This is a genomic window from Mesorhizobium sp. BR1-1-13 (genome assembly GCF_020165515.1).
Classification (GTDB): Bacteria; Pseudomonadota; Alphaproteobacteria; order Rhizobiales; family Rhizobiaceae; genus Mesorhizobium.
The window spans coordinates 154,953-177,246 of record NZ_JAIUIH010000002.1; the positions used below are offsets into that span (position 1 = coordinate 154,953).

At 60.7% G+C, this 22,294-nt stretch carries 17 protein-coding genes, 1 tRNA gene and 2 pseudogenes; 5 read left to right on the plus strand and 15 right to left on the minus strand.

Going from position 1 to position 22,294, the window contains the following annotated elements; translation table 11 throughout:
• Positions 1–265: 265 nt before the first annotated feature.
• The 11 genes and pseudogenes from LB533_RS05160 to LB533_RS05210 all read right to left on the minus strand — a co-directional run bounded on the left by LB533_RS05160 (position 266) and on the right by LB533_RS05210 (position 13,060).
• The gene (locus LB533_RS05160) at positions 266–1,435 is read right to left on the minus strand and encodes a glycosyltransferase family 4 protein (RefSeq protein ID WP_224676821.1); all 1,170 of its coding nucleotides are present in this window, start codon (positions 1,433–1,435) and stop codon (positions 266–268) included.
• A gap of 24 nt (positions 1,436–1,459) precedes the next feature.
• A complete protein-coding gene (locus LB533_RS05165; RefSeq protein WP_318012492.1) occupies positions 1,460–2,440 on the minus strand; it encodes a glycosyltransferase family 4 protein in 981 nt (326 codons plus the stop codon).
• A gap of 148 nt (positions 2,441–2,588) precedes the next feature.
• The gene (locus tag LB533_RS05170) at positions 2,589–3,926 is read right to left on the minus strand and encodes a lipopolysaccharide biosynthesis protein (protein ID WP_224676823.1); all 1,338 of its coding nucleotides are present in this window, start codon (positions 3,924–3,926) and stop codon (positions 2,589–2,591) included.
• Positions 3,919–5,163 carry an O-antigen polymerase gene (locus LB533_RS05175; RefSeq protein ID WP_140638693.1) on the minus strand — a complete coding sequence of 415 codons (1,245 nt, stop codon included), beginning with the start codon at positions 5,161–5,163 and terminating at the stop codon, positions 3,919–3,921. Before LB533_RS05175 ends, LB533_RS05170 begins: the two co-directional genes overlap by 8 nt.
• A gap of 43 nt (positions 5,164–5,206) precedes the next feature.
• The gene (locus tag LB533_RS05180) at positions 5,207–6,466 is read right to left on the minus strand and encodes a glycosyltransferase family 4 protein (protein WP_140638692.1); all 1,260 of its coding nucleotides are present in this window, start codon (positions 6,464–6,466) and stop codon (positions 5,207–5,209) included.
• Positions 6,467–6,518: 52 nt separating this feature from the next.
• Positions 6,519–7,520 (minus strand): annotated as a pseudogene (locus LB533_RS05185) (glycosyltransferase); the annotation flags it as partial.
• 132 nt (positions 7,521–7,652) lie between these two features.
• Positions 7,653–8,405, minus strand: coding sequence for a class I SAM-dependent methyltransferase (locus LB533_RS05190; RefSeq protein ID WP_181169308.1), 753 nt, complete (start codon positions 8,403–8,405; stop codon positions 7,653–7,655).
• A 46-nt stretch (positions 8,406–8,451) separates the two neighbouring features.
• Positions 8,452–9,477, minus strand: a complete 1,026-nt coding sequence (locus tag LB533_RS05195; protein ID WP_140638689.1) for an NAD-dependent epimerase — start codon at positions 9,475–9,477, stop codon at positions 8,452–8,454.
• On the minus strand, positions 9,477–10,751 hold the full coding sequence (locus LB533_RS05200; RefSeq protein WP_140551007.1) for a nucleotide sugar dehydrogenase: 1,275 nt from the start codon (positions 10,749–10,751) through the stop codon (positions 9,477–9,479). The genes LB533_RS05195 and LB533_RS05200 overlap by 1 nt, the downstream gene beginning before the upstream one ends.
• Positions 10,752–10,792: 41 nt before the next feature.
• On the minus strand, positions 10,793–12,070 hold the full coding sequence (locus LB533_RS05205; RefSeq protein ID WP_224676824.1) for a sugar transferase: 1,278 nt from the start codon (positions 12,068–12,070) through the stop codon (positions 10,793–10,795).
• A gap of 399 nt (positions 12,071–12,469) precedes the next feature.
• Positions 12,470–13,060 (minus strand): biotin transporter BioY, encoded by a 591-nt coding sequence (locus LB533_RS05210; RefSeq protein WP_140638687.1) that lies wholly within the window; start codon positions 13,058–13,060, stop codon positions 12,470–12,472.
• 117 nt (positions 13,061–13,177) lie between these two features.
• Here LB533_RS05210 and LB533_RS05215 point away from each other — a divergent pair, with 117 nt between their 5' ends.
• Positions 13,178–14,086 carry an MBL fold metallo-hydrolase gene (locus LB533_RS05215; protein WP_140638686.1) on the plus strand — a complete coding sequence of 303 codons (909 nt, stop codon included), beginning with the start codon at positions 13,178–13,180 and terminating at the stop codon, positions 14,084–14,086.
• A 15-nt stretch (positions 14,087–14,101) separates the two neighbouring features.
• Here LB533_RS05215 and LB533_RS05220 read toward each other — a convergent pair whose 3' ends face one another.
• Positions 14,102–14,887 carry a DUF1499 domain-containing protein gene (locus tag LB533_RS05220; RefSeq protein ID WP_224676825.1) on the minus strand — a complete coding sequence of 262 codons (786 nt, stop codon included), beginning with the start codon at positions 14,885–14,887 and terminating at the stop codon, positions 14,102–14,104.
• A gap of 180 nt (positions 14,888–15,067) precedes the next feature.
• A complete protein-coding gene (locus tag LB533_RS05225; RefSeq protein ID WP_224676826.1) occupies positions 15,068–16,696 on the minus strand; it encodes a fatty-acid--CoA ligase in 1,629 nt (542 codons plus the stop codon).
• 303 nt (positions 16,697–16,999) lie between these two features.
• Here LB533_RS05225 and LB533_RS05230 point away from each other — a divergent pair, with 303 nt between their 5' ends.
• Entirely contained in the window at positions 17,000–17,356 is a 357-nt protein-coding gene (locus LB533_RS05230) for a hypothetical protein (RefSeq protein WP_140551013.1), read from the plus strand.
• Positions 17,357–17,496: 140 nt separating this feature from the next.
• A pseudogene (locus tag LB533_RS05235) lies at positions 17,497–17,874 on the plus strand (DUF427 domain-containing protein); the annotation flags it as partial.
• A 47-nt stretch (positions 17,875–17,921) separates the two neighbouring features.
• Here the strand turns inward: LB533_RS05235 and LB533_RS05240 are convergent.
• Together LB533_RS05240 and ppdK are read right to left on the minus strand one after the other, a co-directional pair.
• Complete coding sequence (locus LB533_RS05240; RefSeq protein ID WP_224676827.1) at positions 17,922–18,662, minus strand: polysaccharide deacetylase family protein; 741 nt, start codon at positions 18,660–18,662, stop codon at positions 17,922–17,924.
• Between the two features lie 143 nt (positions 18,663–18,805).
• A complete protein-coding gene (ppdK, locus tag LB533_RS05245) occupies positions 18,806–21,484 on the minus strand; it encodes a pyruvate, phosphate dikinase (RefSeq protein ID WP_224676828.1) in 2,679 nt (892 codons plus the stop codon).
• Between the two features lie 214 nt (positions 21,485–21,698).
• Here ppdK and LB533_RS05250 point away from each other — a divergent pair, with 214 nt between their 5' ends.
• Both LB533_RS05250 and LB533_RS05255 read left to right on the plus strand, forming a co-directional pair.
• The gene (locus LB533_RS05250; RefSeq protein ID WP_140638681.1) at positions 21,699–22,043 is read left to right on the plus strand and encodes a VOC family protein; all 345 of its coding nucleotides are present in this window, start codon (positions 21,699–21,701) and stop codon (positions 22,041–22,043) included.
• 133 nt (positions 22,044–22,176) lie between these two features.
• A tRNA-Gln gene (locus tag LB533_RS05255) sits at positions 22,177–22,251 on the plus strand.
• The last annotated feature ends 43 nt before the right edge of the window (positions 22,252–22,294 follow it).

Consider the following 22,294-nt stretch of genomic DNA (forward strand, 5'->3'; position numbering starts at 1 on the left):
GTGACATCAGCGCCTAACATTTTTTTGCCACAATTCCAACCCGTGTCGCACGATGCGGAGAAGTTTGACCTGAACAACACGTCATTTTAGCAATTACGTATAAATAATCCCGAGCTGTCGGCGATGGATGTCTGGTCCTCCAAAGAGAAGTTACGATTCCCGTTTCATCCTGATTACACCGAGCCAACTTGATCAAAGCCGAGCACCCTCGAAAGCCGACTCCCGATCTGCAATGCAGCAAGACAAGCTTAGCGCCGCTCGAACTTCAACCGCGTTCAACTACACGCCGGCCCGGTTCATCGCATGGCGAGGCATTGAGCTTCCCTATCTGCTTCATGTAGCTCTCGATGACGATCCGTTCCGAAAACTGCCGCTCGGCTTTGTTTCGGCTCTCCGTTCCCATCCTGTCCCTGGATGCGGCATCCATCGTCGCGAATTCGAGCATCTTGCTCGCCAGGTCGCCCGCGTCTTTCACCCTGCACAGCAAGCCGTTGACGCCGTGGTCCACCACCTCCCTGCAGCCGGGCACATCTGACGCGATCAGCGGCTTGCCCATCGCGGCTGCTTCCAGCAGCGAGCGCGGCGTTCCTTCCCTGTAGGAGGGCAAGACGACGCAATCGGCAGCACCCAGGAAGGGACGGACATCGTCGGTGGTTCCGAGATACTCGACCAAGCCCTCGCCTGCCCATCGCTCGACCTGCGCACGGCTGACGGCCGTGCGGTTCTCGACATCGAGGAATCCAAGAAGCTGGAAGCGCGCGCCGGGCATGTCGCGGCGCATCTGACGAGCGGCCTGGACGAACTCGCCCACGCCCTTGTCCCAGAGAAGCCTGGCCACCAGCAGAAAGACGATCGCGCCGGACGATTGGCTCCGGCGGGGCGCCGGAGAGAAGCGAAGAAGATCGACTCCGGAGCCCGGCAGCAGCGCGGTCTGCTCCTCGCGGACCAGGCGCTCGCCGAGGAACAGCATCCTGTCGTCGTCATTCTGAAAGAAGACCATTTTCGAACGGGCCAGCGCCAGCCGGTATAGAACCTTGGCAATTTTCTGGAGAAGGCCGCCACGGACGAAAGCCGTGCCGAGCCCTGAAACATTGTTTATGACCGGGATGCCATTGAGGTTTGCCGCCAGCGATCCGAACACGTTGGGCTTGATGGTGAAGCCGACAAACGCCAGCGGCCTCTCGCGGCGAAGCAGGCGCCAGTAACGCCACAGAAGCACCATGTCGCGAAACGGCGAGGTGCCGGAATTATCCATCTCGATTTCGACATACCGGCAACCCATCGGCGGGATCAGGCGTGAATACTCATCCCTGGGCGCTGCAATCACTATCTCATAGCCCTGACCTTGCAGCGCCTCGATGAGGCCTTTGCGGAAATTGACGACATTCCAGGACGTGTTGATCGAGATGACTATCTTTCTTCCGGTTTCAAGCATCGTCCCCCCGCCTTTCGGATCCGCTCACCGTCGCGTATGCAATCGTGCCCTGCCCGGCCCAAAGGTCTCGAACAGCCGCAAGATTTCGTCCTCGTTGGCGAGCGATGATATGCGGGCGAAGCAGGCGTCCCTGGCAAGCCTCAAATCCCCGGGCCGGGCGATCAGCCCCGCGATCGCGCGTGCGATGTCTTGCGGATCGTCGGGGTTGAAATCGAAATCGGCCCCCTGGGGCATGTAGTGCCTCGTGCCGCTGTCTCGCGACATCAGCACGGCACATCCTGCCCAGGCCGCCTCGATGGGAGACACCGCCGCGGGTTCAGCCCGCGATGGCAATATCAAGAGATCATGACCGGAAAAAACCGAGATCATGTCGTCATGGGCAATGTTGTTCTGAAACCGAAGCCGGTCGGCCACGCCAAGCGCCTGAGCCTCGCGCCGCAAGGCCTGACAAAAAGCCGTGTCGGCATTCGTTGCCTCCTCGCCGCAGAATGTCAGGGAAAAGGGCATGGATGAAATCGCGGACAACGCCCTCAGAAGCAAACTATGCCCCTTGCGCTCCCGGTATTTTGCCACCACCAAAATTCGAGGCGGCCACTGCAATGGCCTGCTTTCCAGGCCTTCAGTCCGGGCCGGCTCGAAAGGGCTCCCGAATGGCAGGGATATGGCATCGCCGATCCTGAGCGGGCCAGGATTCGGCGAGAGCCGCGAGGTGAAATGCGGAATGCCCAGCCCCTGAAAGACGGCTCTTCGAACCCAAGTGCCGCTCCATGCCCGAGGCGTGGCGTCCTCCTGGTCGTAGATGACCAGTCTGCGCCCTTGCAGGATTGAACAGAGTGCCGCGACCCTGGAAAACCTTCGCGTCACACCGCGAACAATCACAATGTCGGGGTCTTCGGCCCGCAAGCGCTTCCAGTAGGAAAAGACGCCGGGAGAGGAAAAAGGCGAATTCGGAATGTTGCTCGAGCGCCGACGCATGATCATACGCGACAGCGCGGATGGAGCCATCACGTTGGGAGAAACAAGAGCGTGATTCTCCGTGACGCTCGTTTCGACCACGTCGACCGCAACATGGTGCCCCGCCGAAGTCAGAATGCGAACCCAGGGTACCGCATTGGTATGGTATCTTGGCAGGCAAAACAGGTATCTCAAAACATCAGCCTTCAGATATCTTTCCCAGGCGGATCCGCTTTTTCAACAATAGATGCGAAACCACTATCATCGCCGCATAGGCCGCCGCCGATACGAGCAAGCCGGCCCAGGCGATGCCTGAAATTCCGATCCATCCGGACAAAGCCAGGCAAAGCGGAACATAGACGGCGATCGCCAGCGCCGTGATTTTCAAAAGCGGCTTCGTGCCGGCCAGGACCTGGATCAACGGATTGAGATGCATTCCAGCGAGGCCGAAGCATTCGGCCGCGAACAAAATGGCAAAGAGCAGCGAAGCTTCGGCGTAGGCCGAACCGCCAGAGAGAAGGACGATGGGGTTTTGCAGCAGCACCCCCCCGACAGCCATGCCGGCGGCGGCGCATCCCGAAACCACGATGATGCGGGCGTTCAAGCGGTATAGACGAGAAGGAGGCTCCTGCCTGGACAGTTTCGCGATTTCGGGAAAGATCACCTGGTTCAGGGGACCGGTCAGCCGGGAAACCATCGTCGCCAGGCGCGATGCGAGCGAATAAGAGCCCGCGGCGACCTCTCCCAGCAGGCCCGCGACAAGGAACAATGCGAGATGCCGCCTGGCACTCACAAGCGTCGAGAGCAGACTGGTCCCCGTGGCCATGGCAAGAAACGCCCAGAAGAAACGGCGTTTGGACCGGGAGCGAAGCGGGTTGAACAGTTCGATGCCCCCCTGCCTGGCATAGAGCAGCATGCGAACGAACAGCGTGAGGTTGTAGAATGCGCCGACCGCTGCCAGCACGATTACATAAGCCGGCAATGAGGCATCGAGGATCCAAAGGACGAGAGAGGCAACCACCACGGCAACCCCTTGCATGAGTTGATTGCCGGCAATGACGTCGTACCGGCCGTTCAGCCGAAGCACACCTTTCGGCGTGCCCGAAAGACTCGCCAACAAGGTGAGGCTGTAGATAATCGCCAGAAGGCGATTATCCCGCGACACGCCAACAGCTTCTCCAAACAGCAAGGTCCCGCCTATCGCCAGGACCGTGGCGAGAAGGGCAGCTGAAACATCGAGGGCGATTCCGCAAGATGCCGCCGGCCCCAGACGCAAAGGCGACCTCGCGCACAGCCTGATCACTGGCTGCCAGCTCTCAAACGTGCAGAGGCCGGAAACAAACGCCACATAGGCCTGAATTACGGCGAGTGTGCCAAAATTCCCCGGTCCCAGCGACCGTGCGTTGAGCCCCAGTGCAAGGATGGAGCACAACGCGGCCACTCCGCTTGCGGACGTCGTAAACGTGACGTCGCGGGCGACCCGCCGCGCGCGCATCCATCCGGAAGGCTTGGCGACCGCCGTCACGTCCTCAGCCATTGTCTCGGCGCAAGGCTCGTGCCGCCTGCGGCATCACCTCGGCAGGGGCCGGCGGAAAACACTTCCGATGCACATAAACCAAGCCAAAAATGAAAAGCGAAACGAGAACGGCTCGCTTGGCGGAGATAAAGGCACCAAGCAGCTCCTTGCGCTGGATGTAGAATGTGAGATGGACGATAGCCACGATCAGCCCGGCCTTGAGGGCCGCGCTGCGCACGTTGCGGATTATCGCCTCGACGGCAACACAGACGAGCGACAGAATGACGACGAGCAGCGGAAATCCGGCATACCCGAAATTGGCATAGAACTCCGCCCAGATGTTTGCAGCGACGCCACCACTGTAACCCGGAAAAAGGAACGGCTGAACCTGCTCGTTGTAGGTGCATCCGTCCTTGCCAAAGACCGTATCCGAGAACGGAAACAGGGAAAGAGGCACCAGCCAAAGATTCGAGCACGGCAAGGTGTAGTCATATTTCACGACCAGATCCAGGTGAGCCAATGTCACGAACTGCTCCAGCCCCACGAGAGCGGAATCGGACAATTGGTCGAACTGTATTTTCTGACCTACAAGTTCAAAATTTCCTGCTTTTATTGCTGCATATACTGCTTTGTACACTGCAAGAAAAAAGAATGCGCCAATTCCTCCAATTATGTACCTTTTCCTGATCAAAAGCAGGGAAATGTTCCTGTATCTTATGTACAAACAAGCTAAAATCGCGATGGCAACCGAAGAGCGATGCCCGATATAAAGCGTAAGCACCAGCCCCAGGCAGCTCAAGATGATGACCAGCCTGGATTTCTTCCACCCCGACAGGGCTCCGAACACCACGCCGATGATGCAGCTGTTGTAAAATACATACTGGATCCGCCCGGTAGATGACAAAACATCGGCCTTTGAGGCCGAAAAAAGTGCCGGATTTACCATCGAAATCCCTCCGAACACCACCAGCATCGCAATTATTACGATCGACTCTCCCCGAACGTCGCATTCAACTTCGAAATCTTGTCGCCTTGGCATGAAGACCAGCATCGCAGCAGCAATGCAAGAAAGAGAAAGCGCAATGGCATATCCAGTGCCCGCGTTATATATGAAATCATACTTCCTTCTTCCGACATCAACATACTGAAATCCCCCGGTGACGAATGGCACAAAGTAGACCAAGCTCGACAAAAGCAACAACATTTGCGGCGTGAGCGCAAATGGCGAAACAAAATAATCTCGTTTGAGGTGCTTCACTTTCGTTCCATCGCCATCTGAATATTCGTATTGTTTTCACCCCTTAGCGACCCAGGGACGATTTCTCCCACAGCAAGCCATACGAGTGCGCCATCCGCTCAAGCGAGAAATCCGCAGCGATGCGGTCGCGACATGCTTGCCGCCTGCTCGCCCAAGACCGGGCATCCTGGATTTCCGAAGCCATGATCTCGATGGAACGCGAGAGCGCGTCAGGGTTCCGCGGCGGAACGATCAATCCCGTGTTGCCCACAAGCATCGCGATGTCCCCGACATCCGTTGCCACGCATGGCGTGCCGCATGCCATGGCCTCGGCAACCACGTTCGGAAACGCTTCGCTGCTGGAGGCCAGCACATGAATGTCGAATGCATTCATCAAACCGGCAATGTCGTCGCTCGGCCCGAGAAGCTTCACCTTGTGGCGAACATCATAGCGCTCCAACAGCACGGCAAGTTCAGTGTTTTCAACCGTCATACCCGGGCCGGCAAGAACACATTTGAAGGGAAAGCTCTTGTGCATCGACAGCCTGGACAAGGCAGCGAAGAGATTCTGGTGGTCCTTGTCGGGATGCCAGCGAGCGACATTTCCGATAACGAACTGGCCATCACCTATCGACCAATCCTGACGGAGCCGTGCGCGCGCCCGGTCGTCCGGCTCGAACACGGCCAGATCGTAGCCATTCGGTATGATCGTCCAGTTCGAGCTCGAATATCCTGCATGGATGTGGCGCCGCGATGCATTTTGCGAGCAACTGACAATCCGAGCCGGGATGATACCGGATATGAGAGCGCATATCCTGTCCACCGCCCTGGTCGTAAAGGAGGCCGCCCGCGGATCCAGTCCGCAATTGTGCATCCCCCAAAGAACCGGCCTGATGCCGCCAAGCCGCGCCAGGACGCCTCCGACGAGGTTGGCGTGATACATCCAGCACTGAACCACGTCCGGCCGATAGGTCGAGAACACGCGCCTGAGCGAGGCGAGCCCCTTGAGACTCAACCTTCCCTTTGGCATCGCCAGGCAGGCGAGCGGTATTTTGGCCGCGCGAAGCAACGGGCCATATTTTCCGTCACCCGAAAGCGAGACGACGAAATGGGAATGCCTGCGCTCGGCCGTGCACAGGCGGTACAGCGCTGCCTCGGCGCCGCCGTTCTCAAGTCCGGTGATGACGTGCAGGATCTTAATACGACCGCTCCTTCCCCACGGCGTTCGTGGGATCGACACCCATCGCGAGCAGGTAGGCGTCGGCCACCTTTTCGACACTGAAATCCCGCGCCCGACGCCTGACGTCCGGAGGATCAGCTTCATCAAGGGCGGCCATCACTTCTGCCGCAAAACCCTGGGCATCTCCGACCGCGGCCAGACGCCCCCACTTGCCGTCCTCCAGAATCTCGGCCGGACCGCTTTCGCAGTTGGTGCTCACCACGTTGGTCCCGCAAGCCATTGCTTCGATGAGCGTGTTTGGAAATCCCTCCCTGCGGGAGGATTGAAGAAACAACGCTGCCCGCCGCATCCACGGATACGGATTCTTCGAAAAGCCGACCAGAGCGACCGAAGAATTCAGCTCGAGTTCGTCGATCAGTGTTTGAAGCGATCCCCGCAGCGGTCCTTCCCCGACAATGGCCAATTTGACGGGCCTCTTCGTCGCAATCCGCACGAAGCTGCTTATGAGCGTGGCATGGTCTTTTGCGAAATCAAGCCGCCCAACGGCCACCAGCAAGACCCTGCCATCCTCGACCGCGAAGGGGTGATCGAGCGGTTCATCCGCCTGCTCTTCAACATGTTTGATGTCCAGCGGATTGTAGATCGTTTTGACGGAATTCCGGTCGAGCCCGATGCTCTGGATCAGGTCTTCCGCGACGCCATACGATACAGTGATGATTGTGTCGGCACGACCATAGGTCAGCCGCATGAGGAATGGCAGGAACTTCTCACGAACCAGCTTCGTATCGGCGACGGTCCTGGAAAGATTGCTCCTTTCGGATATCACGATCGGTATCCGGCGCAGCGACAGCATGGACGAGATGATGCCAACGATATTGGCATGGGGTAACGCCGTCAGCATCACCCGCGGCTGCTCCCGTCTCAAATACCGGATCAAGCCCAATACGGAAAACAGCAACCGCGAGGCTCGGAGGTCCTGTATCCTTATCGTCTTCGGAACCAAAGCGAGATACTCGCCCGTAGCACGTCCAAGCACCAGATCGATCGGCAAACCGCGCCGGCCAAATTCGCTGGCCAGGGTGAGCATTGCCCGCTCGGTGCCGCCAGCACGAAGAGAGGGAATGAAGACAGCAATCCGAGCGTCTGGGCTGCCTGACGATCTCTTGTCTTGGCGCGTGCACGTCACTCGGTTCGCCACCTTTCCTGGCCGGTCACGGCGAAGCTCCCTTGCTTGCGCCTGACATTGAGCGATGCGCGGTGCTCCACCCGGATACCGGGGAGACAGCCCGTCGCGTTCGGGTCCACCAAAGCGGAGAATATCCTCGGGTGATCAATGTCTTCGCCGAAAGACATAGGCGTAGGTTTCGGCCGCATCCTTCCCGATGAGAAGGGCCGAGAGACCTAGCCAGAGGCGCCAGACCAGGAAGGCCGGCACGAAAGCGTAGAAGTATGAACTCCTCCAGAACAGATGACGCTGGACAAGCTCCAGGCCATTTTGCGCTGCGATCCTTTCCACCTCGCTCGGCAGGCATCTGTCATAGAAGGCCGGGAAGCCGTCGTGCCCCCTACCCTTGTCGGGATAGACCGCAAACAGCAGGCGCCGCTTGATCGCCTCGGGCAAGACCCGATTGAGCCTGGCGAAAACGGCGTTGCGTGAAGGCGAGAAAATGGCGACCGTGCCGCCCGGTCTTACGCAGCTGGCAATGCCGCGAAATGCACCTTCGCCGTCGCGGACGTGCTCCAGGGTGGCCTGGCATATGACCAGATCGGCATCTCCCTTTCCCCTGAACGAGGTAAGATCCGCCTCGATCCGCTCGTCATAGATGTCGCCCGGAGCCTTCGACAGTTCCTTGGCATCGCGGTCCACCCCAACGACAACCAGCCCCAGACGACGCTTCTCGGCCAGACTTACAAGCGGCCTTGCTCCTCCGCCCAGATCATAGACCAGTGCGTTAGGTGTAAAGAGCACCGGTGCGATTTCCGCAGCAAAGGCGTGGTTGCCATCCACGCGCAGCCGTAGCGGCAAGGCTCGGTCCAGACACTCTGAGACCGCCACATTCGTGCGAACAAAGCCCTGCAGCAACGACGCTATCCCGTCATCGATTTCGTGGACAAGACGTGACCTCCCCCTACCTCCGCTCAAAATACGCCTGGTACCATTCGACGAACCGCCCGACGCCCTCCGTCACGGACGTGCCGGGACGATAGCCGACTGCCGCCTGCAGCGCCGAAGTATCGGCAAAAGTGTCAGGCACGTCGCCGGCCTGCAGCGGCAAGAGTTCCACGATGGCCTTGCGGCCAAGCGCGTTCTCAAGCGCCTCGACATAGGCGGTCAGCTTCACCGGGTTGTTGTTGCCGATGTTGAAAATGCGCCACGGCGCGCTGCTCGTCGCAGGATCCGGATGATCGGAATCCCAGGCGGGGTTAGCCGCGGCGGGGCTGTCGCTGGCGCGGATCACGCCTTCGGCGATGTCTTCGACATAGGTGAAGTCGCGTGTGTGATTGCCGTTGTTGAACAGCTTGATCGGCTCGCCGGCCAAGATATTCCTGGTGAACAGGAACAGCGCCATGTCGGGACGTCCCCAAGGGCCGTACACGGTGAAGAAACGCAAGCCCGTGGTCGGCAGCCCGAACAGATGGCTGTAGCTGTGCGCCATCAGCTCGTTGGCGCGCTTGGTTGCGGCATAGAACTGCAGCGGATGGTCGGCCGGGCGATGCTCGGAAAACGGCATGTCGGTATTGGCGCCATAGACGCTCGACGTGCTGGCATAGGTCAGGTGGCCGACACGGCTGTTGCGGCAGGCCTCCAGCATGTTGGCGTAGGCGATAATGTTGCTCTCGACATAGGCGTGCGGGTTTTCAAGGCTGTAGCGGACGCCGGCCTGGGCGGCGAGATGGATCACCCTGTCGAAGGCGTGATCGGCAAAGCAGCCGTCCACCACGTTTCGCTCTGCGAGATTGCCGTGGATGAAATGGTAGCCCGCATTGGTGTTGCGGCTTGCTTCGGCCAAAAGCCGCAGCCGCGCCTGCTTGATCTGCGGATCATAGTAGTCGTTGATGCTGTCTATGCCGACGACCTCGTCGCCGCGTTCGAGCAGCCGCCTGGCGACGTGGTAACCTATGAAGCCGGCAGCGCCGGTGACCAGAACCTTCATCAGAACCGCCCGTCCGTAACATCCCTGGGGAACAGACCCTTGATGTCGTAGACGACACTCGGGTCCTTGCAAAGTGCTCGCAGGCCGGCAACGCCCAGGGTGCGAAACTGCCCGTGCCCGACGGCGACGACAACGCCATCATAACGCGCGGCGGGCATCTCTTTAACGCTCGTTACGCCAAAGGCGCGCGCGCATTCCTGCGCATCGACCCAAGGATCCCAGATATCGATGCCGGCATTGTACTGCCTCAGCTGCGCGACAATGTCGGCGACCTTGGAATTTCGCAGGTCCGGACAGTTTTCCTTGAAGGCTGCGCCCATGACCAGAATCCGGCTGCCAACGACAGGTATGCCCTTACGCATCATAAGACGGGCCGTCTGGTCCGCCGCATGCCGGCCCATGCCGTCGTTGATGCGGCGACCGGCAAGAATCACCTCGGGATGATAGCCGAGTTCCTGAGCCTTGTGGGTGAGATAATAGGGATCGACGCCTATGCAGTGGCCGCCGACGAGACCAGGGCTGAAGCGCAGGAAATTCCATTTGGTGCCGGCCGCTTCCAGCACCTCCGACGTGTCGATGCCCAGTTTGCCGAAGATCAGCGACAATTCGTTCATCAAGGCGATGTTGAGGTCGCGTTGCGTGTTCTCGATGACCTTGGCTGCCTCGGCGACCGCGATGCTCGATGCACGGTGCGTGCCGGCGGGAATGATCGAGGCATAGAGGGCGTCGATGGCGTCCGCCACCTCCGGCGTGGAGCCGCTGGTGACCTTGACGATCGTCTGAAGCCGGTGCTCGCGGTCACCGGGGTTGATGCGCTCAGGACTGTAGCCCAGGAAGAAGTCTTCGTTGTAGCGCAGACCCGAATGTTTCTCGATCAGCGGCGCACACACCTCTTGCGTACAGCCGGGATAGACGGTCGACTCGAAGATCACCACCGCACCTTGGGAGATCACCTCGCCGACCGTGGCGGAGGCCATGACAAGGGGCTTCAGATCCGGCCGGTTGGCCCTGTCGATCGGAGTGGGGACAGTGACGATGAAAATTCCGCAATCCCGCAGATCGGCCTTGTCGCTGGTGAACCGCAGCCGTGTGGCGGCGTCGATTTCATCTCTGCTGGCCTCGAGCGTGTGATCCTCGCCACGCCTCAGCGCATCCACACGCGATTGGCTGATGTCGAAGCCAACGACGTCCCTGATCGCTCCGAGGGCCACCGCCAGCGGCAAACCCACATAGCCAAGCCCGATGACAGCTATTTTCCTGGAGCCGAGGTCCATTTGCTTCCTGTCCGGCAAGCCTTAATCAGCCACGGCCTCCGCTATCGCGCGCCATGGCCGGTAATCATCGTCTTTATGGTTCTGAGGGTGATGAGAACATCAAGCCAAGGCGAGAAGTTCTTTATGTAGTAAAAATCGTAGTGTAATTTCTCCATCACATCGTCGACCGCCGCGACATGACCCTGATTTACTTGCGCCCACCCGCTCACACCCGGCCTGACGATGTGCCGGTAGCGATAGAACGGCAATTCCGCCTCATACCAGTGCGACAGGACGACGGCCTCGGGCCGTGGTCCAATCCAGCTCATTTCGCCGCGCAGGATGTTGATGGCCTGCGGCAGCTCGTCGATCCTGAACTTGCGTAAAAAATGCCCTATCCGGGTGATGCGATCGTCGTCGAGTTTCGTGATCGCCTTGTCCTTGTCGCTGCCAATGCCGGCTTGCTGCCTCATCGAGCGAAATTTGTAGACCGTGTAGATCCGGCCCCTGTAGCCAATGCGGGGCTGGCGAAACAGCACCGGACCCTCCGAGTCCAGCCGGATCAGCAGCGCGATCAGCACCACGAAAGGCGAAAGGGCCACGACCACAACAAGCGCGGAGATCCAGTCGATTGCCTGCTTGATCTTGAGATAGGCCTGGTTCGGATTGAGCGAGCCGAGCGTGTTCTCCGACAGGTGTTCGATCGCGACGCGGCCGGTCAGCGATTCGCTGACCTGCTTGACGTGGTAGACCGGCGTGCCCGAAAGGGCCCGGTCCGCGATGTATCTTTCCCATTCGGCGTCAAGGTCGGCCCGTAGATCGACGACCACGCCATTGGCCCGTTCGATGACGGTGCCGGGCGAGGTGATCCAGAACCAGTGCACTCCCGGCAGTGTCCTTAGGCGCTCTACATCCCCGCCGGGAATGACGACCAGCCGGTACGGGTCGAGATGCCGCGTTATGAGGCTCAGGCCAAAATACCAGAGCGTGGATTGGGTGAAGCTAGCCGCCGCCTGAAACCGGCTGTACTCGAAGCGAAAAAAGAAAATGGTCAGGAAAACAAGCCCGTAGGACAGCACAAATGTCGGCAGTATGTAGCTGGCAGCGGCCACACCGGGGAAATTCCCAATGCGGCGATAGGCAAGGAAGCCTGCTAAATGTGCAATGACCGCGGCGGCGACGGTCACCTGAAGATTGGCGACGTAGACCGCATCGGGTTTGAAGGCAATCCGGATGAGGGCCGGCGCGACGATCGCGAATGTCAGTCCGCCAATAAGTTGAAAGCGAATTCTGAACAGGAAGTGCCGGCTTCCGACAAGAGTTGATGTTGCGACATTCAACTTCTTCCCCCCTCGAAGCTGCCATGTCGGCGATTGCCATTGCAATAATGCGCTTGGCTTGGCCGTTCATTCGCAAAGCGGAATCGGGCCTCTCGCTACTGGCTGTTCGACTCAGTCGAAGATCAAGAGCTACGACACTGTAACGATACCAGCAAGTATCTATTTACACTGTAGCAATCGGCAGGATTTTTTATCAATCGTGCCGCTGAATGCGGTTCAAAAGCTATCGCTAATAGATTGGCTTACTGCCCGTCATCGAGAATGTCTGGACGCATGAAGGTAAATGGATGTTCGTATCTCTGGTGACTGGCTGGCTGCTTGGCCACGACCTGCCAGTCACATCCGTCCGAGCTGGATGAACCAGGTTCTTCCCCGGAATGCCTCGGTGGATCGCTAAATTCAGTTGCGCTTCAGCAGCGACCAGACGGCGGGCACCAGGCTTGCGGCCAGAGCAACCTTGATCAGATCACCGACGATGAACGGCGCGACGCCGAACTGCCAGGATTTTTCCGGACCGATGAGCATCGCCAGCCAGGCAAAACCCATGGCCATCATGACGAACTCGGCAACCAGCATCGCGTTGAAAAGCTTGATGGGATGGCGATCCCAGCCGCGATCGGCGGCCCAGCCGACAATCGCCGCCATGACCACGAAGCCGGCGAGATAGCCGCCGGTCGAGCCGAGCATGTAGGCAATGCCGATTCCCTTTTCCGGCGTGCCCTGGAAGACCGGGAAGCCCATCGCACCCTCGGCCATATAGAGCAGCAAGGTGGCGACGCCGAGACGCAGGCCGAAAGCGGCCCCGATCAGCAGGACGGCAAGCGTCTGCATCGAAATATCGACGGGCCCCAGAACCACCTTGGTCTTGGCCGACAGCGTCAGCAACAGTGTTCCGGCTATAGCCAGGAAAAGCTGCGTTGCCAGCCGCCCCGCGCCATCTTGCGGCAGAGCCAGAGAAACAAGCGGGCGCATTGTCGTTGCAGTTGCCATGGTCTTCCCCATCCGATTGCCGCCATCCGATGATCGCGGTCTTGCGTTTTCCTATATTGGCTTGCGTGCTATGCGGCAATCGGTTTTGCCATTCCCGCAACAGGCATCGACACCGTCATGGCCCTCGAATTCGATACCAGCTTCGATCCCTGCTACGGCCGAGGCGTCAGCGTCGCCCCCGACGTGCAGCGCGTCACGGCCCGAAATCCCAGTCCCTTCACCTTCCACGGCACCAACAGCTACGTCGTCGGACGCGATACGCTGGCAGTGATCGATCCGGGGCCGGATGACGAAGCTCACCTCCGCACCTTGCTCGACGTCATCGCCGGCAGGCCGGTCAGCCACATCTTCGTCAGCCACACCCATCGCGACCATTCCCCTTTGGCGGCACGGCTGAAGCAGGAAACCGGAGCCCAGGTGCTGGCGGAAGGGCCGCACCGGCCGGCAAGGCCATTGCATATTGGCGAGATCAACGCGCTCGATGCCAGCGCCGATACCGCGTTCGTCCCCGATGTCGCGCTGCCGGACGGCGCGCTGGTCGCCGGCGACGGCTGGGCGATCCGTACGGTCCTGACCCCCGGCCATACCGCCAACCACGCAGCATTCGCGCTGGAGGGCACCGGCATCCTGTTTTCGGCCGACCATGTCATGGCGTGGGCGACCTCCATCGTCGCGCCGCCGGACGGGGCGATGGCAGACTACATGGCCTCGCTGGACCGGGTGATCGAACGCGGCGACCGCTTGCTGTTGCCCGGCCACGGCGGGCCGGTGACGGCACCGCGCGGCTTCATGCGCGGATTGAAGACGCATCGCAAAATGCGCGAGCGGGCCATATTGGAGCGGGTCAGAGCCGGCGACAGAACGATACCCGCCATGGTCAAGGCGATCTACAGGGACACCGACCCGCGGCTGCATGGCGCCGCCGGATTGTCGGTGCTTGCCCATCTGGAGGATCTGGTGGCCCGCGGCCTGATAGCGACAGACGCCGCGCCGGCCATAGATGGCGTTTTTACGCCCCCCGCATAGGTTCCAGCAGCTAGGCTATTCGGCCGGAGCCGCGCCGACCTGGCCGGCGACTTCCTGGTCCAACTCCGCCAGGAAGTCGGTGATGCGCGCAGCGTTGTCGCCGAGGTCGTGGCGGCCGTAGCGCGAAGCCGACCGCATGTCGACTATGACCGTATCCCCGTCGTCAGTAATGCGGATCGCCACGTCGGCGGGAAGACCCAGCACGAAGCTCCTGGCGACGGCGGTAATCGTCACGTCGCTCTGCCCGGCGAGCTCGGGATAGGGTCCGGTAAGATCCCAATTGCGGCGGTCGAGCACGGTTTCAACGGCAGCGACGACGGTCTCGAACGGCAGGTCGTAGCTACGCGCGGTGACAAGCGGGTAGCTGTCGGTCTGCAACCGCTGCTCGCCGGGCGTCGGCGGCGAGAGCACGTTCATGTCCTTCGTGCGACCGGTGACGTCGAGTGCCGGCGGCTCGTCAAAATCGGTCGAAATATCCCTGAGCGGCGGAAAGATTGTCGCCCAATAGGCGGCGATGCCATAGGGGGTCAGCACCAGCACTGCCAGCAAGACGCCGACCGTGATGTCGCGGCCGCCGTAGTCACCAAAATTCCACACCCTCGAGAAGGCAAATCCGGCGAACAGCAGCGCCAGTGCCGCCAACAGCGCGACAATAGCCAGCACCCACAGGAACACCGGCGTTTCAACGAGGTTGAAATAGTGGCCGACGAACACGGTCAGCAAAAGCACCGCCGAAAAAGCAGCCGTGCGCCGCGACCATCCGGCAGCCTTCGACGTTCGCCGTTCGGAAATGCTGGCCATGTTTCTCTGCGTTATCCCAAGCCGAACGAAGACTTATCGCATGGCCACCAAAATCGGAATCGATTTTCGAAAGAGATCATGCGCCCGTTGCAAATGCTATCGCGCCCCTTGCGCCTGAAAGGTGTGCGGCGCGGCGCTGTCCTCTTACAACGGCATCAGGCCGAGACGCGCATTATGGTATCAATCCGTCGGCAAGCGATAGTCGCTGAATTGCTGGCGCAGGGTGATCTTCTGGATCTTGCCGGTGGCGGTGTGCGGAATTTCGCTGACGAAAGCGACGTCGTCAGGCATCCACCATTTGGCCACCTTGCCGTCGAGAAAACCAAGGATATCGGTTTTGGTCGGTTCCTTGCCCGGCTTGCGGACAACCACCAGCAAAGGCCGCTCGCCCCATTTCGAATGAGGGACGCCAATGGCGGCTGCCTCGGCGACATCGGGATGACCGACGGCCAGATTCTCCAGGTCGATGGTCGAAATCCATTCGCCGCCGGATTTGATGACGTCCTTGGCGCGATCGGTGATCTGCATATAGCCGCCAGCGTCGATGTGGGCGACATCCCCGGTATCGAACCAGCCGCCGTCATCGAACTGCTCCGAGCCGGCGCCGCCGTAATAGGCGCTGGCCACCGCCGGGCCGCGCACCTTCAGCCGCCCGAATGTCATGCCGTCCCAGGGCATCGCGTTATCGTCATCGTCGGTCACCTTCATTTCGACGCCGAAGGGCGGATAGCCCTGCTTGGCCTGGACATCGAGCCGGGCTTCGCCCTGGAGGCCAGCATATTCGGGCTTCAGCGTGCACAGCGTGCCGAGCGGCGACATTTCGGTCATGCCCCAGGCGTGGACGACCTGGACATCGTAATTGTCCTGGAATTTCTTGGTGATGATCCGCGGACATGACGAGCCGCCGATGACGACCTTGTTCAGGTAGGGCAGCTTCCTGCCGGTCTCTTCCAGATATTGCAGCAGCATCATCCACACGGTCGGCACGGCGGCGCTGAAGGTCACTTTCTCGGTGTCGAGCAATTCATAGATCGAGGCGCCGTCCATCTTGCAGCCTGGCATGACCAGCTTGGCGCCGACCATCGGCGCGCTCTGGCCAAGGCCCCAGGCATTGGCGTGGAACATCGGAACCACCGGCAGGATCGTGTCGCGCGAAGACAGGCCCATCGCGTCTGGCATGGCGGCGATCATGGCGTGCAGCACATTCGAGCGATGACTGTAGACGACGCCCTTTGGATCGCCCGTAGTTCCCGACGTATAGCACATGCCGGCGGCGGTGCCTTCGTCGAAGCTCTTCCAGGCGAAATCGCCATCGGCCTCGTCGAGCCATTCTTCGTAGGCAACGACGTTGGGCAGCGTGGTCTGCGGCAGATGCGCCCTGTCGGTCAGCACGATCACCTGTTTCAGGGACTTGAGCGCGCCGGCGATCTTTTCAAGCAAAGGGAGGAACGTCAGGTCGACAAAGACCGCCTTGTCTTCGGCATGGTTCATGATCCAGACGATCTGCTCGGGAAACAGCCGCGGATTGAGCGTGTGATAGATCGCGCCGATGCCCATGATGCCATACCAGGCCTCGATGTGGCGCGCCGTGTTCCAGGCCAGCGTCGCAATGCGGTCGCCCAGGCGATAGCCGTCACGCTCCAGCCGCTGCGAGACCTTCAGGGCGCGACGATGAATGCTGGCGTAGGTCGTGCGCACGATCGGACCTTCGATCGAGCGCGATACGATCTCTCGCCCGCCATGCTGCCGCTCTGCGTTGTCGATAAGCTTATGGCAAAGAAGCGGCCATTCCTGCATCATCCCCAGCATTCGTTCCTCCCTTACGCTTCTCGCTTTTGTTCCCATTGTGAAGCGAACCGGTGGATTGTCCAGCCACCGCCGGGTGGCGAACGAAGTCCGGATGCCGGTCGCGCAGGCAAGCGATCAATCGCGTCTTTCTTGGAGTCCGAATGCCTGGCGCTCATGCCATCGGACCGGCGGCCTTGAAATCCATTATATCAGAGAAGGCTAAAATACTCGACCAAGAGGGGAATCCGCCACAATCCGGCCATCGTCGGCATTAAGTTTCGTTAATGGGCAAAGGGGTGCGATTGGCGACTGAAAGAGGTTCGCATGGACACGCAGCTCGACGATAAGGCACTGGAAAGTACGCTTGCCGAAAGCCTGGGCGATCTGGTGCCGGACACAAAGACTGTTTCCGAAGACGAATTTGTTGAAGTTGTCGGCGGTGCGCTCGAAGCGGTGGGCGGCACGCTGCTGTTCAAGATGTGCGTTCAGAGCGAAGGAGAAGGTGAGCACGTCGCCGCGGCATCCGTGGGCGATGGGGGCAATCGTCAATTCCTGCTGCTCACCCTGCCGACCGGCGGCGGCCACTTGAAAGTCGAGACCGCGTCAAGGAGCAGCAATCCGGTGGCCGGTATCGCGGCCGCCTATGCCGGCCTGATGGACGCGTTCAGAACCGCGGCCTGAGCCTCGCCGGACAAGGTCATCGCTAAAAATGCCGTCGGCAGCCCCCACGGCTGGAGATCGATTGCGGAATTGCTGGCAACAGTCGCCCTTGCGCAAACCACCTCGTCGACACACTTAAAGTTGAGACGAGGAGAAACAGCATGGACAAGATCGCCAATCCGGCACCCGGCTTCCGGCGCAATCCCGATAAGGTCATCACCGTCGAACCGTATAAGGGCACCGTCACCGTTCGTGCGGGCGACACGGTTATCGCCTCATCGACGAACGCCAAGGTGCTGACGGAAGCGCCCTATCCGGCCGCCTTTTACATCCCGTTCGCAGACATCGATTTCAGCAAGCTGAGCGGCACGCAATCCTCCACCCATTGTCCCTACAAGGGCGACGCGAGCTACTGGAGCGTGCTGCCTGCCGGCGAGGCAGGCAAGGATGCGATGTGGGCCTATGAGCAGCCTTTCGACGAAATGGCTGAAATCCGCAATCACGGCGCATTCTACGCAAGCAAGGTCAGCATCGAAAGCCAAGCCAGGCTGAACGGACCAACGAGGAAGGCCAGACGTCCTGCCGATCAGTCGGTGGTGCCGTTATTGCCGAAGCCGTCGGCATCGTCGAGCCGCACGAAGGTCAGCCCCTTCTGCTTGAGCGCCAGCAGCCCCTGCACGACGCCCTCCCCGGCGGCATGGGTCGGCTGGTTGATATGGGCGATGATGACGTCGCCGTCCTTGGCCGCTTCTATGCGCCTTGTGGTTTCCCTGGCGCCGAGCAGCGAACCGCCGTCGCCATTGATCGAAAAGCCGGCGATCTTGAAGCCCAGCTTGCGGATCATGGCGATCGCCGACGGACTATACTCAGCGGTCGCGCCACGAAACCATTTCGGCGCCGGCTCGCCAGTCCCGGCCAAGGCGGCGGCGCCCGACTCGACCTCGGCCAGAACCGCTTGCGGACTGCCGGCGCTGCGTATGCCATAGATCTTCTGCGGCGTGTCGACGGCCGGGATGTGATGGCCGCCATGGTTTTCCAGTTCGAACAGGTCGGGATGCGCCCGCATGATCTCGACGGCGGCGGGGTTCCGCTTCAGCCAGATGCCGGTGACGAAGATGGTCGCAGGTATCCTGTTTTCCACCAGCGCCGAGAGGATGCGGTTGTCGGTCCGTCCGCCGCAGGCGTCCAGGGTCAAGGCAATGCGGCCGGTTCCGCCTGCATCCGGCTTGATGTGCAGGATGGGTTCGACAAGCGATGCGGCATGGCCGCTGGACACCACGGCCAATGACATGGCGACAATGCAGAGATTTTTTTGCAGCGGGCGCATCAAATCCAATTCCAGTCGGGCGTTTCACCCAGGCATCCCAAGACCCGCATGAAGGCGGAAATCGGGAGCTGGATAGCAGAAGCAGCAGACGCGACAATCTGGCCGTTTTGCGGCAGTTCCTCGTTCCGATCGGCGGCAAGCGCTCAGCTGCGACCTGCCTTCGCCGCCTGAACGGCCGCCTGCGCGGCCGCCAACCTGGCGATCGGCACGCGGTAGGGCGAACAGGACACATAATCCAGTCCGACCTCCTCGCAGAAGCGGATCGAGGCCGGATCGCCGCCATGCTCGCCGCAAATGCCGAGTTTGATCCGTGGCCGCGTCGCCCTGCCCTTTTCGGCAGCCATGCGCACCAGTTCGCCGACGCCGTGGATGTCCAGCGAGACGAACGGATCCTGTTCGATGATGCCTTTCTGGCGATAGGTCTCCAGGAACGAGGCCGCGTCATCGCGCGAGATGCCGAATGTCGTCTGGGTCAGGTCGTTGGTGCCGAAAGAGAAGAACTCGGCCGATTCAGCGATGACATGGGCCCGGATCGCCGCGCGGGGTAGCTCAATCATGGTTCCAGTCAGATAATCGATCTTGACGCCGCTTTCGTCCATGACGCTCTTGGCCACCGCATCGATGCGCGCCTTGACGTAGTCGAGTTCCTTCACAAGCCCGACCAGCGGCACCATGATCTCGGGTACCACCAGCGCGCCGGCCTTGCGGCCGGCCTCGACGGCGGCCTCGAAAATGGCACGCGCCTGCATCTCGGCGATCTCGGGATAGGATACCGCAAGCCGGCAGCCGCGATGGCCGAGCATCGGGTTGAATTCGTGCAGCGCCTCGGTTCGCTGCCTGAGCTTGTCCGGCGCAACATTCATCGCCGCCGCGACTTCGGCTATTTCAGCCTCGGTCTTGGGCAGGAATTCGTGCAACGGCGGATCGAGCAGGCGGATGGTCACCGGCAGCCCGGCCATGATCTCGAACAGTTCCAGGAAATCCGCTCGCTGCATCGGCAGCAGCTTGGCAAGCGCGGCGCGCCGGTCCTTTTCGGTGTCGGCCAGGATCATCTCGCGCATGGCGACAATGCGGGCGCCATCGAAGAACATGTGTTCGGTGCGGCACAAGCCTATGCCTTCGGCGCCGAAGGAGCGCGCCATGCGCGCGTCGAGCGGGGTTTCGGCGTTGGTGCGCACTTTCATGCGCCGCACCGCGTCCGCCCATTCCATGATGGCCGCGAAATCGCCGGAAAGCTCGGGCTGCAGCATCGCCACGGCGCCCTTGAGGACCTGCCCGTTGCCGCCGTCGATGGTGATGATGTCGCCCTTGCGGAAGGTCTGCCCCATCGACATCAGCGTAGCCGCCTTATAGTCGACGCGCAGCGAACCGGCGCCCGAAACGCACGGCTTGCCCATGCCGCGCGCCACGACCGCGGCATGGCTGGTCATGCCGCCGCGCGTGGTCAGGATGCCTTCCGCCGCATGCATGCCGTGGATGTCCTCGGGACTGGTCTCGACGCGCACCAGGATAGCCTTGCGTCCTTGCGCCTTGAGATCCTCGGCGTCCACGGAGGAAAAGACGATCTCGCCGGTGGCGGCCCCTGGAGACGCCGGCAGGCCGACGCCGATGACGTCGCGCGCGGCCTTCGGATCGATTGTGGGGTGCAGGAGCTGGTCCAGCGAGGCGGGATCGATGCGGGCAACCGCCTCCTCTTTCGAGATCAGGCCGTCCCTGGCCATCTCGACGGCAATCTTCAGCGCCGCCTTGGCGGTGCGCTTGCCGGACCTCGTCTGCAACATCCACAATTTGCCGCGCTCGATGGTGAATTCGAGGTCCTGCATGTCGCGGTAGTGCTTTTCCAGCCTGTCGGAGATGGTGACGAAGGACTGGAAGGCGTCCGGCATCAGTTTCTGCAATGACGGCTTGTCGGAGCCGGCGGCGATGCGGGCCGCCTCGGTGATGTTCTGCGGCGTGCGGATGCCGGCGACGACGTCCTCGCCCTGCGCGTTCACCAGGAACTCGCCATAGAGCTGCTTTTCGCCGGTCGATGGATTGCGGGTGAAGGCGACGCCGGTGGCCGAGGTCTCGCCCATATTGCCGAACACCATGGCCTGGACATTGACCGCCGTGCCCCAGCTTTCGGGAATATCGTGCAGGCGCCTGTAAGTGATGGCGCGGTTGTTCATCCAACTCGAGAACACGGCACCGATCGCGCCCCAGAGCTGCTCGTGCGGATCCTGCGGGAACGGCCTGCCGAGCTCCTCTTCGACCTTGGCTTTGTAGAGCGCGATAACGCCTTGCCACTCGATAGCCGTCAGTTCGGTGTCGAGTTCATGGCCGAGGCTGGCCTTCTGATCCTCGAGGATCTCCTCGAACACCTCGTGGTCGAGCCCCATGACGACATCGGAATACATCTGGATGAAGCGCCGGTAGCTGTCATAGGCAAAGCGCGCATCGCCGGAATCGGCGGCCAGCGCCTCGACGGTTTCGTCGTTGAGGCCGAGATTGAGCACGGTATCCATCATGCCAGGCATCGAGGCGCGGGCGCCGGAGCGCACCGACACAAGCAGGAGTTTCGACGGATCGCCGAAACGGCGGCCGGTGAGCCGCCCGATATGGTCCAGCGCCACGGCGACATCAGCCTCGAGTCCCGCCGGATAGGTGCGGCCGTTGGCATAGTAGGCGTTGCAGACCTCCGACGTGATGGTGAAACCCGGCGGCACCGGCAGGCCAAGGCTACACATCTCGGCCAGATTGGCACCCTTGCCGCCCAACAGATTCTTGTCGCCGGCCCGGCCTTCGGCCGCACCATCGCCAAAGGTGAAAACCCACTTGGTCATGCTTTGCTCTCCGGTTGCAGGAGATTGGAAAGATTGACGAAACGGAAAGCCCCGCCATATCCCGACTTTGGACGGATATGATGCTGCAATGCGAAAGGCAAGGCGTCGGCAAAGCCGTTTGGCCGCTACAATCGATTAAGCAAAAGCTGCGGCAAAAGGACTTGCCAGTGCAACGGCGCGAGACTAGAACATACAGGGAACGAAGAGGTGCCCCATGAAGCTCACCGGAAAACTCGACTATCTGGAACTGCCGGCAACCGGCGCGACGCTGGACAGTGTGAAAGCCTTCTACAGTGCCGCCTTCGCCTGGTCGTTCACCGACTATGGACCGACCTATTCGGCCTTTAGCGAGGGACTGGACGGCGGTTTCCAGGCCGACAGCCGCGACGCCACCGCCAAGCCGTTGCCGGTGCTCTACTCCCAGGATCTGGAAGAAACACTGGCAGCCGTCGAGAATGCCGGCGGCATAATAATCAAACCGATCTTTTCGTTTCCGGGCGGCAGGCGGTTCCACTTTGCCGACCCGGCTGGAAACGAGATGGCAGTGTGGGGAGAATAGGCGACGCGATCGGCGCATGAGGCGACCATCGCCAACGGAGTCGTGGATCAGCAGGAAAGTCGCAATCTCCAGGCATTGAGCTTTCCACCGGCACAGCCTATAAGGCCGCGCGCAGTCGACGCATGTCAGCTGCTGGGGCGTCGCCAAGTGGTAAGGCATCGGTTTTTGGTACCGACATTCCCAGGTTCGAATCCTGGCGCCCCAGCCAAGCGCACAAGGTCCGTTCCGGACACATAGGTTACGGTTTGTAC

Excerpts from the sequence above, each read along its gene's own strand:
- LB533_RS05180 (WP_140638692.1), bottom strand. The coding sequence starts at position 6,466 with ATGAAGCTGATCCTCCGGACGTCAGGCGTCGGGCGCGGGATTTCAGTG.
- ppdK (WP_224676828.1), bottom strand. The coding sequence starts at position 21,484 with ATGACCAAGTGGGTTTTCACCTTTGGCGATGGTGCGGCCGAAGGCCGG.
- LB533_RS05170 (WP_224676823.1), bottom strand. The coding sequence starts at position 3,926 with ATGGCTGAGGACGTGACGGCGGTCGCCAAGCCTTCCGGATGGATGCGC.
- LB533_RS05230 (WP_140551013.1), top strand. The coding sequence starts at position 17,000 with ATGGACACGCAGCTCGACGATAAGGCACTGGAAAGTACGCTTGCCGAA.
- LB533_RS05210 (WP_140638687.1), bottom strand. The coding sequence starts at position 13,060 with ATGGCAACTGCAACGACAATGCGCCCGCTTGTTTCTCTGGCTCTGCCG.
- LB533_RS05220 (WP_224676825.1), bottom strand. The coding sequence starts at position 14,887 with ATGGCCAGCATTTCCGAACGGCGAACGTCGAAGGCTGCCGGATGGTCG.
- LB533_RS05165 (WP_318012492.1), bottom strand. The coding sequence starts at position 2,440 with ATGGCTCCATCCGCGCTGTCGCGTATGATCATGCGTCGGCGCTCGAGC.
- LB533_RS05160 (WP_224676821.1), bottom strand. The coding sequence starts at position 1,435 with ATGCTTGAAACCGGAAGAAAGATAGTCATCTCGATCAACACGTCCTGG.
- LB533_RS05195 (WP_140638689.1), bottom strand. The coding sequence starts at position 9,477 with ATGAAGGTTCTGGTCACCGGCGCTGCCGGCTTCATAGGTTACCACGTC.
- LB533_RS05200 (WP_140551007.1), bottom strand. The coding sequence starts at position 10,751 with ATGGACCTCGGCTCCAGGAAAATAGCTGTCATCGGGCTTGGCTATGTG.
- LB533_RS05240 (WP_224676827.1), bottom strand. The coding sequence starts at position 18,662 with ATGCGCCCGCTGCAAAAAAATCTCTGCATTGTCGCCATGTCATTGGCC.
- LB533_RS05225 (WP_224676826.1), bottom strand. The coding sequence starts at position 16,696 with ATGCTGGGGATGATGCAGGAATGGCCGCTTCTTTGCCATAAGCTTATC.
- LB533_RS05215 (WP_140638686.1), top strand. The coding sequence starts at position 13,178 with ATGGCCCTCGAATTCGATACCAGCTTCGATCCCTGCTACGGCCGAGGC.
- LB533_RS05250 (WP_140638681.1), top strand. The coding sequence starts at position 21,699 with ATGAAGCTCACCGGAAAACTCGACTATCTGGAACTGCCGGCAACCGGC.